The organism is Pseudomonas sp. LAMO17WK12:I1 (genome assembly GCF_900177315.1).
Classification (GTDB): domain Bacteria; phylum Pseudomonadota; class Gammaproteobacteria; order Pseudomonadales; family Pseudomonadaceae; genus Aquipseudomonas; species Aquipseudomonas marginalis.
In genome coordinates, this window is record NZ_FWZV01000012.1 from 153,460 (window position 1) to 167,051 (window position 13,592).

The following is a 13,592-nucleotide window of genomic DNA, read 5'->3' on the forward strand; positions in this document are numbered from 1 at the left end:
ATGCTCCGACCTTATGGTTACCCCTAAAGGCCTTCAGGCCCTGGAGTCTGTTCATGGTAGATCACTCATCACCGCCACGTCCCCCGTTAAGCACGGCGAGCCTGATCGCACGACTCGCGGGAATTGGCGCCGTGGTTGCGGTTATGGCCGGGGCATTTGCCTACGTCAACGGCAGCCTCGACCCACAACGCCTGCGTCCGAAAACCCTGGTCAATGCCCTGGAAACCAACAACGGCGTGCACCCGGGATTCCGGCGTAACCATGCCAAGGGCGTGTGCGTGGCCGGGTATTTCGAAAGCAGTGCCGAGGCGCGTGCCTATTCCCGCGCCCAGGTATTCAGCGCGGCCAGGACCCCATTGATCGGCCGCTTCGCCCTGCCCAGCGGCAACCCCTATGCGCCGGATAGCAGTGTGCCGATCCGCAGCTTTGCCGTGCAGTTCAGTCTGGCTAATGGCCAGCAATGGCGCACCGGCATGAACAGCATGCCGGTGTTCCCGGTGGGCACGCCCGAGGCGTTCTACCAGATGCTCAAGGCCGGCGCGCCGGACCCGGCCACCGGCAAGCCGAACCCGGCGAATATGCCGGCGTTTTTTGCCGCTCACCCTGAGGCGGCGCCATTCCTGGCGTGGGTCAAGACGGCCAGGCCATCGGCCAGTTATGCGACCGAAACCTATAACGGTATCAACGCGTTTTACCTGGTGAGTGCCGAGGGCAAGCGCCAGGCCGTGCGCTGGGGCGTAGTGCCCCAGATTCAGGATGCAGCGGGGGAGACCGCACCAGCGGGCGCCGACTTTCTGGAGAAAGACCTGGTGCAACGCCTGGCCTCAGGGCCGTTGCGTTGGCAATTGAACATGACCCTGGCCAACCCCGGCGACCCGCTGGAGGACGCGAGCAAACCCTGGAGCGGTGAGCACAAGGTGTTGAATGCCGGCACCCTGGTGCTGCAAAGCAGCCAGCCCCAGGCCGACGGCGATTGTCGCGACATTAATTTCGATCCGTTGATTTTGCCCAGCGGCATCGAAGCCTCCAATGATCCGCTGCTGGCTGCACGTTCGGCGGCGTATGCCAGTTCGTACCTGCGCCGTGCCGGTGAAGTCAGCCCCTTGCACAGTGCCCCAGCGGAGTCGAAGCCATGAATGCCCAACCGCGGTTTTTTGCCCCCCTGGCGCGCCTGCTGCACTGGTTGATGGCGCTGATGGTCATCGCCATGTTGTTTATCGGCGCAGGCCTGGCGGCGTCAGTGTCGGAGCGGCATGAGTGGTTGATCCACCTGCACAAGCCGCTGGGGATCGCGATCCTGGTGCTGGTGATCGTGCGCCTGGCGGTGCGCTTCTCCACCCGCCAGCCGCCGTTGCCGTCTGACTTGCCGCTGTGGCAGGTGCTGGCAGCCAAGGTGTCCCATCTGGTCTTGTATGGGTTGATGCTGGTGTTGCCGCTGCTGGGCTGGGCGATGATTTCGGCGGCGGGCGACCCGGTGATGCTCAGCAGTTCGGTGCAGTTGCCGGCGCTGGTGGCGGCGGATGCACCGCTGTTTGCGCTATTGCGCAAGGCCCATGGGTATCTGGCCTACCTGCTGTTCCTGACGGTACTGCTGCACCTGGCGGCGGCGCTGTTCCATGGGTTGATTCGGCGCGATGGTGTGCTGCAGAGCATGACCGGCACCAAGGACTGATGCCGGGGGCCAGGGGCGTTAGCGCAGGACCGTGACGATATCGGCCACGCTGCTCAAGACGTCCTTGGCCAGCTGTTTGGAACGTTCGCCTGACCAACCGGTTTTCGGATTGGGGGCGTCGTCGTTGTCCTTGAACGGCATTTCCAGGGTCAGGGACAGGCAGTCGTACTGCTCGCCGACGGCATTGCAGGCCAGGGTCATATTGGCTTCGCCCGGCAAGTCGCGGGTGTAGCCGTGGGTGGTTTGGAAGTCACGGGTCAGCGAACTCAAATGGCTGCGGAAGCGTTTTTCCAGCGCTTCGATACGCGGGGTGTAGCCGGGGTTGCCTTCGCAGGCAGCGGTAAACACGTAGGGGATTTCTTCGTCGCCGTGGATGTCGAGGAACAGGTCGACACCGTACTGCTGCATTTGCTGTTGCACGAACAGCACTTCCGGGCTGATCTCCTGGCTGGCGCTTTGCCAGGCGCGATTGAGGTCCTGGCCCATGGCGTTGGTGCGCAGGTGACCGTGGAAGGCGCCGTCGGGGTTCATGTTCGGCACCAGGTACAGGTCGGCAACGGCCAGGAGCTTTTTCATCTCGGCATCGCCATCCTGTTGCAGGCGTTCGATGATGCCCTCCATGAACCATTCGGCCATGTGCTCGCCGGGGTGCTGCTGGGCAATGATCCAGACATTGCGCCGGCCTTCGCCGCCTTTGCCACGTCGCAACAGTTGGATATCGCGGCCCTCGACACTTTTGCCGGTGGCCAGCAGTTGGGTGCCGGCGTACTTCAGGGCCTGGTCGATCAGCCAGTCGTGGCGTTCGCGGCTGTAGGGCTCGAAGTAGGCCAACCAGGCATGTTTCTCACGGGTTTCGAGGCTGATGTGCAGGATCTCGCCGTCGAAGCGGGTAGGGACTCGGAACCAGTTGACGTGATCATAAGACGCGACAGCGTTGTAGCCGCTCCAGGCGTGCTTATACGAAGAACCACCGGCGTTGCTCAGGCGAAAATTATGGGTGTGACCCACGTGCATGCCTTCGGCTTTGAAGTGGAACCATTGGTAATGGTGGCTGCGGGTATCGGGCTGGATGGCCAGCAGCAACTGGTAGGCGTCGCTGGCGTCGAGCACCTGGATATTGCCACTGTCGAAGTCGGTGCTGATCTTGATGGAGGTCAAGGCCACGGTCATAGTCTGGTTGCCTGAATATGAGTGTTGTGGCGGCTATATTACACAGGAGTCTGGTAAAGCCTGGATGCAAAATTGTTGCGGGGGAGGGGGGCGTCGTCCGTGACGCCGCCGCAGCTTAGAATCTATGAGATTGATTCTCAAGCGCTATTTCGCAGAGATGTGCGCTGGAGCACTGGACTGGCTTTCTTTTGGCGATGGTCTTTTGCTACCATGCGCGCCATCAAGCAACACACAGTCTTCATTAGCCTGAAGCCATGCCAGGGAAACTGGCAAAAAAAAGACCCGGCCAAAGAGCCGGGTCAAAAACCGTGATTAGCCTGATGAGGAGATATTCCAAGAGTCCGACCTAAGGTCCCTTGGTCTATCGACTGATCTCGCGATCAGCTGGGTCCAATAATAATCATTATCATTTGCAAGTCAAATGTTTTTATCCGTGGGATAGAAATATTTTTCCTTCGCGGCTGTTATCCGTTCGCCCGAACCTCCGGAGCCCGCAACGACCGCTCGACCATCGCCTTTGCCATATCAATCAAATACACCACTGAAAACGCCAGGTCGCGCTGGTTGCCCTGATGGCTGCTCGCTGATTCGTAGGCCGTGGCGGCGGCACTGCGCAACAGGTCCGAGGCGTGCACCAGGGCTTCCTCCTGGCTGATGCCGGGCTTGATGGCGAAAAAGCTGTCATCCGGGACGGGTGCTGACATATTTTCTTTCAAGTAGAAGTCCAAGGCACGCTGGGCAGCACCGCTGCTGCGCAGGCCTTGCACGTCATCGTTTTCGGGTGTTTCAGGCAGGGGATACGGGCTCGTCGTCATAAGGGGCGGTACTCTGGGTGGGTGTCGAAAACCTTATGCCCGATGATAGTACGTATCGTATTTATGTCGTTTTATGGATTACTACAAACTGTTTATTGCCCTGGAAACTGGCTGACGTATTGTCGGCGGCCATGGATAAATGGATAGCGTTGGTCAAGGCCAACATGAAAGACCGCAAGGTCACCCAGGGTGAGTTGGCTGAACGCTTGGGCATGTCCCAGGGGGGCGTTGGCCACTGGCTCAACAAGCGCCGCGTGCCGAGCCTGGCGGATATGAACCGGGTGCTGGCAGAGTTGGGGCTGGGCGACCTGGAAGTGGTGCAGGAGCTGCGTGAGAAGGCCGACGAGGTCGTAGACCCGGCAAGACAGTACACGGCGTATTTTCGCTACCCGGTCAGCGAGTGGAAAGGCCTGGGCGAAATCCGCGAAGAGCGCCCGGCCTATGGTGCCGCGCGCTTCGAACTGACGGATTACCACGCCCGGGGCGACGCCTACTGGCTGCCGGTGACGAGCGACGCCATGACCGCACTCAGCGGCCCGAGCATCGCAGCAGGGATGATGATCCTGGTGGATCCGGCCATCGCCGCCGAACCCGGCAAATTGGTAGTCGCCCAACGGGCCGGCAGTACCCAGGCGACCTTCCGGCAGTTGCTGGAAGAGAGCGGCCAGCTCTACCTGGTGCCGCTCAACCCCACCTACCCGAAACTGCTGTTCACCGTTGATTGCCGCATCCTCGGCGTCGTCGTGCAGGCCACGGTGAAGTTCTAGTCCGCCGTTTCGAGCTCCACCAACGCACACCCCTCGGCAACCATTTCGCCCTCCTGGCAGAACAGCGCCTTGACTACCCCGGCCTGGGGCGCGCGGATACTGTGCTCCATCTTCATCGCTTCGAGCACCACCAACTGGGTGCCGGCCTCGACCGTTTGGCCGACGTCCACCAGCACCCGCACGATGCTGCCGTTCATCGGTGCCGTGAGGCCGCCCTGGTGCGACTGGCTGGCCTCGACAGCAGCAATCGGATCGAACAGGCTCACGCCCTGCATCTCGCCGTCCCAACGCAGGAAAACCCTGTGCTCGTTGCGCACTGCCAGATGTGAACGACGGACGCCCCGGTGTTCGATCACTAACTGTTCGCCCTGCAATGTCGCGGCGATGGCGGCCAGTGTCACCAGGCGGTCCTGGCCATTGCAGCTCAAGTGCAGCGAGACCTCGGCGGGCAGTCCTGCACGGAATCCACGGGTGTCCGCCCATGGCCCGTCACCTGGGGGCAAGCTCTGCATGAAGGCAGAACCTGCGGCCTGCCAGAATTCATCGCTCAACGTCCCGGCCACCGGCAGAAGTTCGTCCTGGTAGCGCGGAATAAATCCGGTATCCAACTCGGCCGCCGCAAATGCCGGATGACCAATAATGCGCCGCAGGAAGCCCAGGTTGGTCTTCAGCCCACCCACGGCAAACTCGTCGAGCATGCTCAGCAAGCGCAGGCGTGCCTGTTCACGGTCTTCACCCCAGGCAATCAGCTTGCCGAGCATCGGGTCGTAGAACGGCGACACGTCGTCTCCTTGCTCGACACCACTGTCCACGCGACGCCCCGGGCCCGGCACGGACTCGCGATACAGCGCCAGGTGCCCGGTGGCGGGCAGGAAGTCATTGGCCGGGTCTTCGGCGTACAAGCGCACTTCAATCGCATGGCCGATCAGCGGCACCTGCTCCTGGGTGATCGGCAGCGCCTCGCCCTGGGCGACGCGAATCTGCCAGGCCACCAGGTCCAGGCCGGTAATCGCTTCGGTGACCGGGTGTTCCACCTGCAGCCGCGTGTTCATCTCCATGAAGAAAAACTCGCCGCGCGCATCCAGCAAGAACTCCACCGTGCCCGCGCCGACATAACCGATGGCCTGGGCCGCACGCACCGCCGCTTCGCCCATGGCCTTGCGCTGTGCAACGCTCAGCCCCGGTGCCGGGGCTTCCTCGACGACCTTTTGGTGGCGGCGTTGGATCGAGCAGTCCCGCTCATTGAGGTACAGGCAATGCCCGTGCTGATCGGCAAATACCTGGATCTCTACGTGGCGTGGCTTGAGCAGGTATTTCTCCACCAGCATCTGCCCATTGCCGAAGGACGACAGCGCCTCACGCTGGGCCGAGGCCAGGGCGTCGGCGAGCTGGCTGACATCCTCCACCACCTTCATGCCCTTGCCGCCGCCCCCGGCCGTGGCCTTGAGCAGCACCGGATAGCCGATGCGCTCACAGGCGTCGCGGAAGGTTTCCAGGTCCTGTTCCGTGCCGTGATACCCCGGCACCAGGGGCACGCCGGCGGTTTCCATCAGGGCCTTGGCGGCGGACTTACTGCCCATGGCGTCGATGGCCGAGGCGGGCGGCCCGAGGAAGATCAGCCCCGCCGCCTCGATCGCACGGGCAAACCCGGCGTTTTCCGACAGGAAACCGTAGCCTGGGTGAATGGCCTGGGCACCGCTGGCCTGGGCGGCGGCGATCAATTTGTCGATTTGCAGGTAGCTCTCGGTGGCTTTGCTGCCCCCCAGGTCGACGCGAATATCCGCCTCGCGGCTGTGTCGCGCATCACGGTCGACGGCGCTGTGCACCGCCACGGTGGTCAGGCCCATGGCCTTGGCGGTGCGCATCACCCGGCAGGCAATCTCGCCGCGGTTGGCCACCAGCAGGGTGGTCAGCGTGCTCATGAACGCGGCTCCTGGGGCTGCCAGCTGGGTGGGCGTTTTTGCAGGAACGCGCGTAAACCCTCCTGGCCTTCGGCGCTGACACGGATGCGCGCAATGGCATTTTCGCAATAGCGGCGCAGGGCTGGGGTGAGCGCGCCGTTACCGACTTCGCGCAGCAGGTCCTTGCTGGCGCGCATCGCCGCCGGGCTGTTATGCAGCAGGTGGGTGATCCACTGTTCCACCTGTTGGTCCAGTTCGCCAATCGGGTAGCTTTCCGCCAGCAGGCCGATTTCCCGGGCACGCTGGCCGCCAAACCGCTCGGCGGTCAGGGCATAGCGACGCGCCGCACGTTCGCCGATGGCCTGCACCACGAACGGGCTGATCACGGCCGGGGCCAGGCCGATGCGGACTTCCGACAGGCAGAACTGCGCGTCATCGGCGCCGATGGCCATGTCGCAGCAACTGATCAGGCCCAGCGCGCCACCGTAGGCCGCGCCTTGCACCACCGCCAGGGTGGGGATTTTCAGCTTGGCCAGGTTGTACATCAGCTCCGCCAGTTCGCGGGCGTCGTCCAGGTTGGTGTGGTAATCCAGTTCGGCCGACTGCTGCATCCACGCCAGGTCGGCACCGGCGCTGAAGTGCCTGCCGCGCCCCCGCAGGACCAGGAAACGCAGGGATGCATCACCTTGCACATGGTCGAGGGCGATGATCAGTTCGCGGATCATCTCGGCGTTGAACGCGTTGTTCTTGGCTTCTCGGCTGAGCCACAGCGTGGCAAAGCCACGGCTGTCGGTGATCAGTTCGAGGGTATTGAAATCGCTCATGGGTACGGCTCCATTTACATGCGGAACACGCCGAAGCGGCTCGGCTCGATGGGGGCATTCAGCGCGGCGGACAAGGCCAGGGCCAGCACATCGCGGGTCTGCATCGGGTCGATGACGCCGTCGTCCCACAGGCGTGCGCTGGAGTAATAGGGGTGACCCTGGGTTTCGTACTGGTCGAGGATCGGCTGCTTGATCGCCGCTTCCTCTTCAGCGCTGAAGCCGACGCCTGCCCGTTCAGCCTGTTCACGCTTGACCTGCACCAGCACGCCCGCAGCCTGTTCGGCACCCATCACGCCGATGCGTGCGTTGGGCCACATCCACAAAAAGCGCGGGTCATAGGCGCGGCCACACATGCCGTAGTTGCCGGCGCCGAAGCTGCCGCCGATGATCACCGTGAATTTCGGCACCTTGGCGCACGCCACTGCAGTCACCAGCTTGGCGCCGTGCTTGGCGATGCCACCGGCTTCGTATTTCTGGCCGACCATAAACCCGGTGATGTTCTGCAGGAACAGCAGGGGAATCCCGCGTTGGCAGGCCAGCTCGATAAAGTGCGCGCCTTTTTGCGCGGCCTCGGCGAACAGAATCCCGTTGTTCGCCAGGATCGCGATCGGGTAGCCGTGCACATGCGCGAAGCCGCACACCAGGGTGGTGCCGAACAGCGCCTTGAACTCATCGAACACCGAGCCATCCACCAGCCGTGCGATCACTTCGCGCACATCGAACGGCTGCTTGGCATCGGCCGGGATCACGCCGTAGAGCTCTTCGCTGCTGTACAACGGCGCCACGGGCGTGCGTTGCAGCAATTGGCCTTGCTTGCGCCAATTGAGGTTGGCCACGCTGCGGCGGGCCAGGGCCAGGGCGTGTTCATCACTGTCGGCATAGTGGTCGGCCACGCCGGATATCCTGCAGTGCACGTCGGCACCGCCGAGGTCTTCGGCGCTGACCACTTCACCGGTAGCCGCCTTCACCAATGGCGGGCCGGCCAGGAAGATCGTCGCTTGGTTACGCACCATGATCGCTTCGTCGGCCATGGCCGGCACGTAGGCGCCACCGGCGGTGCACGAGCCCATCACCACGGCGATCTGCGGGATGCCCTGGGCACTCATGTTGGCCTGGTTGAAGAAGATCCGCCCGAAGTGCTCGCGGTCGGGAAACACTTCATCCTGACGCGGCAGGTTGGCGCCGCCGGAATCCACCAGGTAGATGCACGGCAGGCGGTTCTGTTCGGCGATGGTCTGGGCGCGCAGGTGTTTTTTCACCGTGAGTGGGTAGTAGGAGCCGCCTTTGACCGTGGCGTCGTTGGCGACGATCATGCATTCGACGCCTTCCACGCGGCCGATCCCGGCAATCACCCCGGCGGCCGGTACGTCTTCGCCGTACACCTGATGGGCGGCCAGTTGGCTGAGTTCGAGGAACGGCGAGCCCGGGTCCAGCAGGCGATTGATGCGCTCGCGCGGCAGCAGTTTGCCGCGTGAGGTGTGACGCTCCTGGGCCTTGGCGCCGCCGCCTTGCTGCACGTGGGCGAGCAGAGTGTGCAGGGCGTCGACCTGTTGGCGCATCGCCGCGCTGTTGCTGGCGAACTCCGCTGAGCGTGGGTTGAGCTGGGTGTGCAAGGTGGCCATGGGACGCTCCTTCAGCGGGTTTCGTTGAAGAGTTCGCGACCGATCAGCATCCGCCGAATCTCACTGGTGCCGGCGCCGATTTCATACAGCTTGGCGTCTCTCAGCAGGCGCCCGGCGGGGAATTCATTGATATAGCCATTGCCGCCGAGGATCTGGATCGCGTCGAGGGCCATTTGCGTGGCGCGTTCGGCGCTGTACAGGATCACCCCGGCCGCGTCCTTGCGCGTGGTTTCGCCGCGTTCGCAGGCCTGGGCCACCGCGTAGAGGTAGGCGCGGCTGGCGTTGAGCTGGGTGTACATGTCGGCGACCTTGCCCTGGATCAGCTGGAACTCGCCGATGCTTTGACCGAACTGCTTGCGATCGTGGATGTAGGGCACGATCAGGTCCATGCACGCCTGCATGATCCCGGTGGGGCCGCCGGACAACACCACGCGCTCGTAATCGAGGCCGCTCATCAGCACTTTCACGCCGCCGTTGAGCACGCCGAGGATGTTTTCCTCCGGCACTTGCACGTCATCGAAGAACAGTTCGCAGGTGTTGGAGCCACGCATGCCGAGCTTGTCGAACTTGTTGCTGCGGCTGAAGCCTTTCCAGTCGCGCTCGACGATAAACGCGGTGATGCCGTGGGGGCCCCTTTCCAGGTCGGTCTTGGCGTAGATCACATAGGTGCTGGCGTCGGGGCCGTTGGTGATCCAGGTCTTGCTGCCGTTGAGCACATAGTGGTCGCCGTGTTTGTCGGCGCGCAGTTTCATCGAGACCACGTCGGAACCGGCGTTGGGTTCGCTCATGGCCAGGGCGCCGACGTGTTCGCCGCTGATCAGTTTGGGCAGGTACTTGAGTTTCTGTTCGTGAGTACCGTTGCGGTTGATCTGGTTCACGCACAGGTTGGAGTGGGCGCCGTAGGACAACGCCACCGAGGCCGAGCCACGGCTGATTTCTTCCATGCTCACCACGTGGGCCAGGTAGCCCAGGCCGGCGCCGCCGTATTCTTCCGGTACGGTGATGCCCAGCAGGCCCATGTCCCCGAACTTGCGCCACAGGTCGGCGGGGAACAGGTTGTCGATGTCGATCTGTGCCGCACGGGGCGCGATTTCCTTGGCCACGAAGGACTGCACCTGGTCGCGCAGCATGTCGATGGTTTCACCGAGGGCGAAGTTCAGGGACGGGTAACTCATGGACAGGCACCTTAATGTGAGCTTTGTTGTTGTGTGGATGGCGCGCCAGGGAAGGGCGCTCACCTTTACGTTAACGTAAGCTTGCGTTACGGTGCTGTCAATCGTAGTTTACGTTTACGTCAACCTACAAAAAAGACAACAGGGGTCGTTATGGATCAACTGCATCCGAGCTACAGCCGTGGCTCCCAGGACAAGGCCTTGCTGGCCATGACCATTGGCCAGGCCTTCGATCACACCGTGGCGCAGCACCCCGATGGCGAGGCCCTTGTGGTACGCCATCAGCAGCGTCGCTACACCTGGCGGCAACTGGCCGAGACCGTCGAGGTGCACGCTCGCGCGTTCCTGGCCTTGGGTATGCAGACCGGCGACCGCCTGGGTATCTGGGCGCCCAATTGCGCCGAGTGGTGCATCAGCCAGATCGCCAGCGCCAAGATTGGCGTGATCCTGGTCAATATCAACCCGGCGTACCGCAGCAGTGAACTGGACTACGTGCTCAAGCAGTCCGGCTGCGAGTGGCTGGTGTGCGCCGGCGCGTTCAAGACCTCCGACTACCACGCGATGTTGCAGGCATTGCAGCCTGAGCTGCGCGGCATGATCAGCCTCGACCCCAGCCCGCCCCCGGGCTTCCTGCCCTGGTCGGAACTGGCGGCCCTCGGTGCGGGCCTGCCGCCCGAGCAGCTGCACAGCCGCCAGGCCAGCCTGCACTTCGATCAAGCCGTCAATATCCAGTACACCTCCGGTACCACCGGTTTCCCCAAGGGCGCCACCCTCAGTCATCACAACATCCTCAATAACGGCTATATGGTCGGCGAAAGCCTGGGCCTCACCGCGCAGGACCGCCTGGTGATCCCGGTGCCGCTGTACCACTGCTTCGGCATGGTGATGGGCAACCTGGGCTGCATCACCCATGGCACCACCATGATCTACCCGAATGACGGCTTCGATCCGCTGCTGACCCTCACCGCCGTCGCCGAAGAACGTGCCACCGGCCTGTACGGCGTGCCCACCATGTTTATTGCCCTGCTCGATCACCCACGCCGGGGCGAGTTCGAGCTGTCCACCCTGCGCACCGGCATCATGGCCGGCGCCACGTGCCCCATTGAGGTGATGCGCCGGGTCATCGGCGAATTGCACATGGGCGAGGTGCAGATTGCCTACGGCATGACTGAGACCAGCCCCGTATCCCTGCAAACCGGCGCGGATGACGATCTGGAGCGCCGCGTGACCACCGTCGGCCGCACCCAGCCGCAACTGGAAAGCAAGATCATCGATGAAGCCGGTAACACGCTGCCCCGTGGCCAGGTCGGCGAACTCTGCACCCGTGGCTACAGCGTGATGCTCGGCTACTGGAACAACCCCGACGGCACCCGCGAGGCCATCGACGCTGCGGGCTGGATGCACACCGGCGACCTGGCCACCATGGATGCCCACGGCTATGTGTGCATCGCCGGGCGCAACAAGGACATGATCATTCGCGGTGGCGAAAACGTGTACCCGCGCGAGGTGGAAGAGTTTTTCTTCACCCACCCGGCGGTGGCCGATGTGCAGGTCATCGGCATTCCGGACGAGCGTTACGGCGAAGAGATCGTGGCCTGGGTCAAGTTGCATCCGGGCCATGTGGCCGACGAGCTGGAACTGCAGGCCTGGTGCAAGGGCCGTATCGCGCACTTCAAGACGCCCCGGTACTTCAAGTTCGTGGAGGAGTTTCCGATGACGGTGACGGGCAAGATCCAGAAATTCCGCATGCGCGAGATCTCGATCGAAGAGCTGGGGGCAGGGCAGGGTTAAAGGCCAGAAAGCACAAAGGGGACCCGAAGGTCCCCTTTAATTTGTCGTTGCGTGCTCTTTTTTTATTATTGAGGGGCGGTCTATTGTTGTTTTTGGCAACCGTTACCCTTTACCGCTGTTTTTGGCGACCCCCATCCGGGGTCAAGAGCAAACGTATTTTTTTGAGCGCTGACCTGCTTCTTCGTTAACGATCCAACCAGTGGGTAGCTACCTGAGGTAGTTTTATTTTTCTCTAACCGGTTGCGGGTTTCGGCATGCCGTACCCTGCGAAGCACATCTTCTCCAAAAAAATCTGTTAGCTGCGTCTCTGCCGTGTTGTTTTTGTTATGTCAGAGTCGTTTCGTCTTATTTTTATTAGGTTTGGCGCTTTTTATTCTTGTTATGCCATAGAGATAGCAGAAGGCGTGCCAACTTTTAAAATCCATTTAAAATCAATAAGTTAATTTTTTAGTAGGACTTGGCCTACAGAAAATACGACAAAATATGTTCCCGTGTTACTCGATGTGTAGCCGTGCGGTAACACATTGTCACGGCTACGCTACTCAACCGGCTGTCCGCGCCTTGGCTACGCGCGAGCCCGTGGGGCGGCCGAGGACATGGCTGATGTGCAGGCCCGCGCGAATCAATGCATCCAGGTCGATGCCGGTGTCGATCCCGAGGCCATTGAGCAGGTACAGCACATCTTCGGTGGCGACGTTACCGCTGGCACCCTTGGCATAGGGGCAGCCGCCGAGGCCTGCAATAGAGCTGTCGAATACCGTGATGCCTTCCAGCAGGCCGGCATAGATATTGGCGATGGCCTGGCCATAGGTGTCATGGAAGTGGCCTGCCAGTTTGTCCCGTGGCACCTGCGCGCCGACCACCTCGAACAGCCGCCGCGTGGTGCCCGCCGTGCCGGTGCCGATGGTGTCGCCCAGGGACACCTCGTAGCAGCCCATGGCATACAGCTCCCGCGCGACCGCCGCCACCTGTTCCGGCGCAATCTCACCTTCGTAAGGGCAACCCAGCACACAGGACACATAGCCGCGCACGCTGATGCCGTGCTGCCTCGCCGCCGCCATGATCGGCGCAAAACGCTCCAGGCTTTCGCTGATGGAACAGTTGATATTGCGCTGGGAAAACGCCTCGGAGGCTGCGGCAAACACCGCCACTTCCTTCACGCCCGCCGCCAGCGCGTCCTCGAAACCACGCAGGTTTGGCGCCAGCGCACCGTAGGTTACGCCGGGCTTGCGCTGGATCTGCGCGAACACGTCGGCGGAACCGGCCATTTGCGGCACCCACTTGGGCGAGACAAAACTGCCGACTTCGATATAGCTCAGGCCCGCCGCGCTGAGGGCGTCCACCAATCGGACCTTGTCGGCCACGCTGATGGGCTGGGCTTCGTTCTGCAAGCCGTCGCGCGGGCCGACTTCCACCAGGCGCACATGGGAGGGGAGGGACATGGCAGCTACCTTCTGATCAATGGCCAACCTGGCCCATGGTTTGCGCCAGGGCCTGGGTGCAACGCTCTTCGGCGGTGTCCAGCTCCAGCTTCATTTGTTCGATATCCAGCAGTTGCTGTTCCAACTGCTCACGGCGCTCGGCGATCTTGGCCAGCATGCTGTTGAGTTGGATCTGGTTGCCGCCGGTGGGGTCGTAGAGTTCGATCAGCTCACGGCACTCGGCCAGGGAAAAACCGATGCGTTTGCCCCGCAGGATCAGCTTGAGGCTGACCTTGTCCCGCGCCGAATAAATGCGCTCCTGGCCCCGGCGTTCCGGGGCCAGCAGGCCTTGTTCCTCATAGAAGCGAATGGCGCGGGTGGTGATGTCGAGCTCACGGGCGAGGTCGGAGATGCTGTAGGTCGTGCTCATGGGGGCG

General features: G+C 62.4%; 12 protein-coding genes. 4 read left to right on the plus strand and 8 right to left on the minus strand.

Annotated elements, in window-relative coordinates; genetic code table 11:
* Positions 1–53 precede the first annotated feature (53 nt).
* Both B9N88_RS22785 and B9N88_RS22790 read left to right on the plus strand, forming a co-directional pair.
* Positions 54–1,136, plus strand: a complete 1,083-nt coding sequence (locus B9N88_RS22785; RefSeq protein ID WP_027606263.1) for a catalase family peroxidase — start codon at positions 54–56, stop codon at positions 1,134–1,136.
* Entirely contained in the window at positions 1,133–1,672 is a 540-nt protein-coding gene (locus B9N88_RS22790; RefSeq protein WP_027606264.1) for a cytochrome b, read from the plus strand. The genes B9N88_RS22785 and B9N88_RS22790 overlap by 4 nt, the downstream gene beginning before the upstream one ends.
* 18 nt (positions 1,673–1,690) lie before the next feature.
* Here the strand turns inward: B9N88_RS22790 and B9N88_RS22795 are convergent, their stop codons facing one another.
* Together B9N88_RS22795 and B9N88_RS22805 are read right to left on the minus strand one after the other, a co-directional pair.
* The gene (locus B9N88_RS22795) at positions 1,691–2,842 is read right to left on the minus strand and encodes a M14 family metallopeptidase (protein ID WP_027606265.1); all 1,152 of its coding nucleotides are present in this window, start codon (positions 2,840–2,842) and stop codon (positions 1,691–1,693) included.
* A gap of 464 nt (positions 2,843–3,306) precedes the next feature.
* On the minus strand, positions 3,307–3,657 hold the full coding sequence (locus B9N88_RS22805; protein WP_027606266.1) for a DUF6124 family protein: 351 nt from the start codon (positions 3,655–3,657) through the stop codon (positions 3,307–3,309).
* Positions 3,658–3,788: 131 nt separating this feature from the next.
* On the opposite strand from B9N88_RS22805, the gene B9N88_RS22810 reads away from it, so the two are divergent.
* Positions 3,789–4,424, plus strand: coding sequence for a LexA family protein (locus B9N88_RS22810; RefSeq protein WP_027606267.1), 636 nt, complete (start codon positions 3,789–3,791; stop codon positions 4,422–4,424).
* Here B9N88_RS22810 and B9N88_RS22815 read toward each other — a convergent pair.
* Genes B9N88_RS22815 through B9N88_RS22830 form a run of 4 tightly spaced genes read right to left on the minus strand, consistent with a single transcriptional unit; the run spans position 4,421 to position 9,946 of the window.
* On the minus strand, positions 4,421–6,346 hold the full coding sequence (locus B9N88_RS22815; RefSeq protein WP_027606268.1) for an acetyl/propionyl/methylcrotonyl-CoA carboxylase subunit alpha: 1,926 nt from the start codon (positions 6,344–6,346) through the stop codon (positions 4,421–4,423). The two genes, B9N88_RS22810 and B9N88_RS22815, sit on opposite strands and share 4 nt — an antisense overlap.
* The gene (locus tag B9N88_RS22820) at positions 6,343–7,149 is read right to left on the minus strand and encodes a gamma-carboxygeranoyl-CoA hydratase (RefSeq protein WP_027606269.1); all 807 of its coding nucleotides are present in this window, start codon (positions 7,147–7,149) and stop codon (positions 6,343–6,345) included. Before B9N88_RS22820 ends, B9N88_RS22815 begins: the two co-directional genes overlap by 4 nt.
* A gap of 14 nt (positions 7,150–7,163) precedes the next feature.
* Positions 7,164–8,771, minus strand: a complete 1,608-nt coding sequence (locus tag B9N88_RS22825) for a carboxyl transferase domain-containing protein (RefSeq protein ID WP_027606270.1) — start codon at positions 8,769–8,771, stop codon at positions 7,164–7,166.
* Positions 8,772–8,782: 11 nt separating this feature from the next.
* Positions 8,783–9,946: an isovaleryl-CoA dehydrogenase gene (locus B9N88_RS22830; protein WP_027606271.1), complete on the minus strand. Its 1,164-nt coding sequence runs from the start codon at positions 9,944–9,946 to the stop codon at positions 8,783–8,785.
* 150 nt (positions 9,947–10,096) lie between these two features.
* Between B9N88_RS22830 and B9N88_RS22835 the strand changes: the two genes are divergently transcribed.
* A complete protein-coding gene (locus B9N88_RS22835; RefSeq protein ID WP_027606272.1) occupies positions 10,097–11,734 on the plus strand; it encodes an AMP-binding protein in 1,638 nt (545 codons plus the stop codon).
* A gap of 542 nt (positions 11,735–12,276) precedes the next feature.
* Here the strand turns inward: B9N88_RS22835 and B9N88_RS22840 are convergent.
* On the minus strand, positions 12,277–13,176 hold the full coding sequence (locus B9N88_RS22840) for a hydroxymethylglutaryl-CoA lyase (RefSeq protein WP_027606273.1): 900 nt from the start codon (positions 13,174–13,176) through the stop codon (positions 12,277–12,279).
* Between the two features lie 16 nt (positions 13,177–13,192).
* Complete coding sequence (locus tag B9N88_RS22845) at positions 13,193–13,585, minus strand: MerR family transcriptional regulator (protein ID WP_027606274.1); 393 nt, start codon at positions 13,583–13,585, stop codon at positions 13,193–13,195.
* Positions 13,586–13,592 lie beyond the last annotated feature (7 nt).

Bases quoted from the DNA above. Each gene is read 5' to 3' on its own strand.
- B9N88_RS22785 (WP_027606263.1), top strand. From the start codon at position 54: ATGGTAGATCACTCATCACCGCCACGTCCCCCGTTAAGCACGGCGAGC.
- B9N88_RS22790 (WP_027606264.1), top strand. From the start codon at position 1,133: ATGAATGCCCAACCGCGGTTTTTTGCCCCCCTGGCGCGCCTGCTGCAC.
- B9N88_RS22795 (WP_027606265.1), bottom strand. From the start codon at position 2,842: ATGACCGTGGCCTTGACCTCCATCAAGATCAGCACCGACTTCGACAGT.
- B9N88_RS22805 (WP_027606266.1), bottom strand. From the start codon at position 3,657: ATGACGACGAGCCCGTATCCCCTGCCTGAAACACCCGAAAACGATGAC.
- B9N88_RS22810 (WP_027606267.1), top strand. From the start codon at position 3,789: ATGGATAAATGGATAGCGTTGGTCAAGGCCAACATGAAAGACCGCAAG.
- B9N88_RS22815 (WP_027606268.1), bottom strand. From the start codon at position 6,346: ATGAGCACGCTGACCACCCTGCTGGTGGCCAACCGCGGCGAGATTGCC.
- B9N88_RS22820 (WP_027606269.1), bottom strand. From the start codon at position 7,149: ATGAGCGATTTCAATACCCTCGAACTGATCACCGACAGCCGTGGCTTT.
- B9N88_RS22825 (WP_027606270.1), bottom strand. From the start codon at position 8,771: ATGGCCACCTTGCACACCCAGCTCAACCCACGCTCAGCGGAGTTCGCC.
- B9N88_RS22830 (WP_027606271.1), bottom strand. From the start codon at position 9,946: ATGAGTTACCCGTCCCTGAACTTCGCCCTCGGTGAAACCATCGACATG.
- B9N88_RS22835 (WP_027606272.1), top strand. From the start codon at position 10,097: ATGGATCAACTGCATCCGAGCTACAGCCGTGGCTCCCAGGACAAGGCC.
- B9N88_RS22840 (WP_027606273.1), bottom strand. From the start codon at position 13,176: ATGTCCCTCCCCTCCCATGTGCGCCTGGTGGAAGTCGGCCCGCGCGAC.
- B9N88_RS22845 (WP_027606274.1), bottom strand. From the start codon at position 13,585: ATGAGCACGACCTACAGCATCTCCGACCTCGCCCGTGAGCTCGACATC.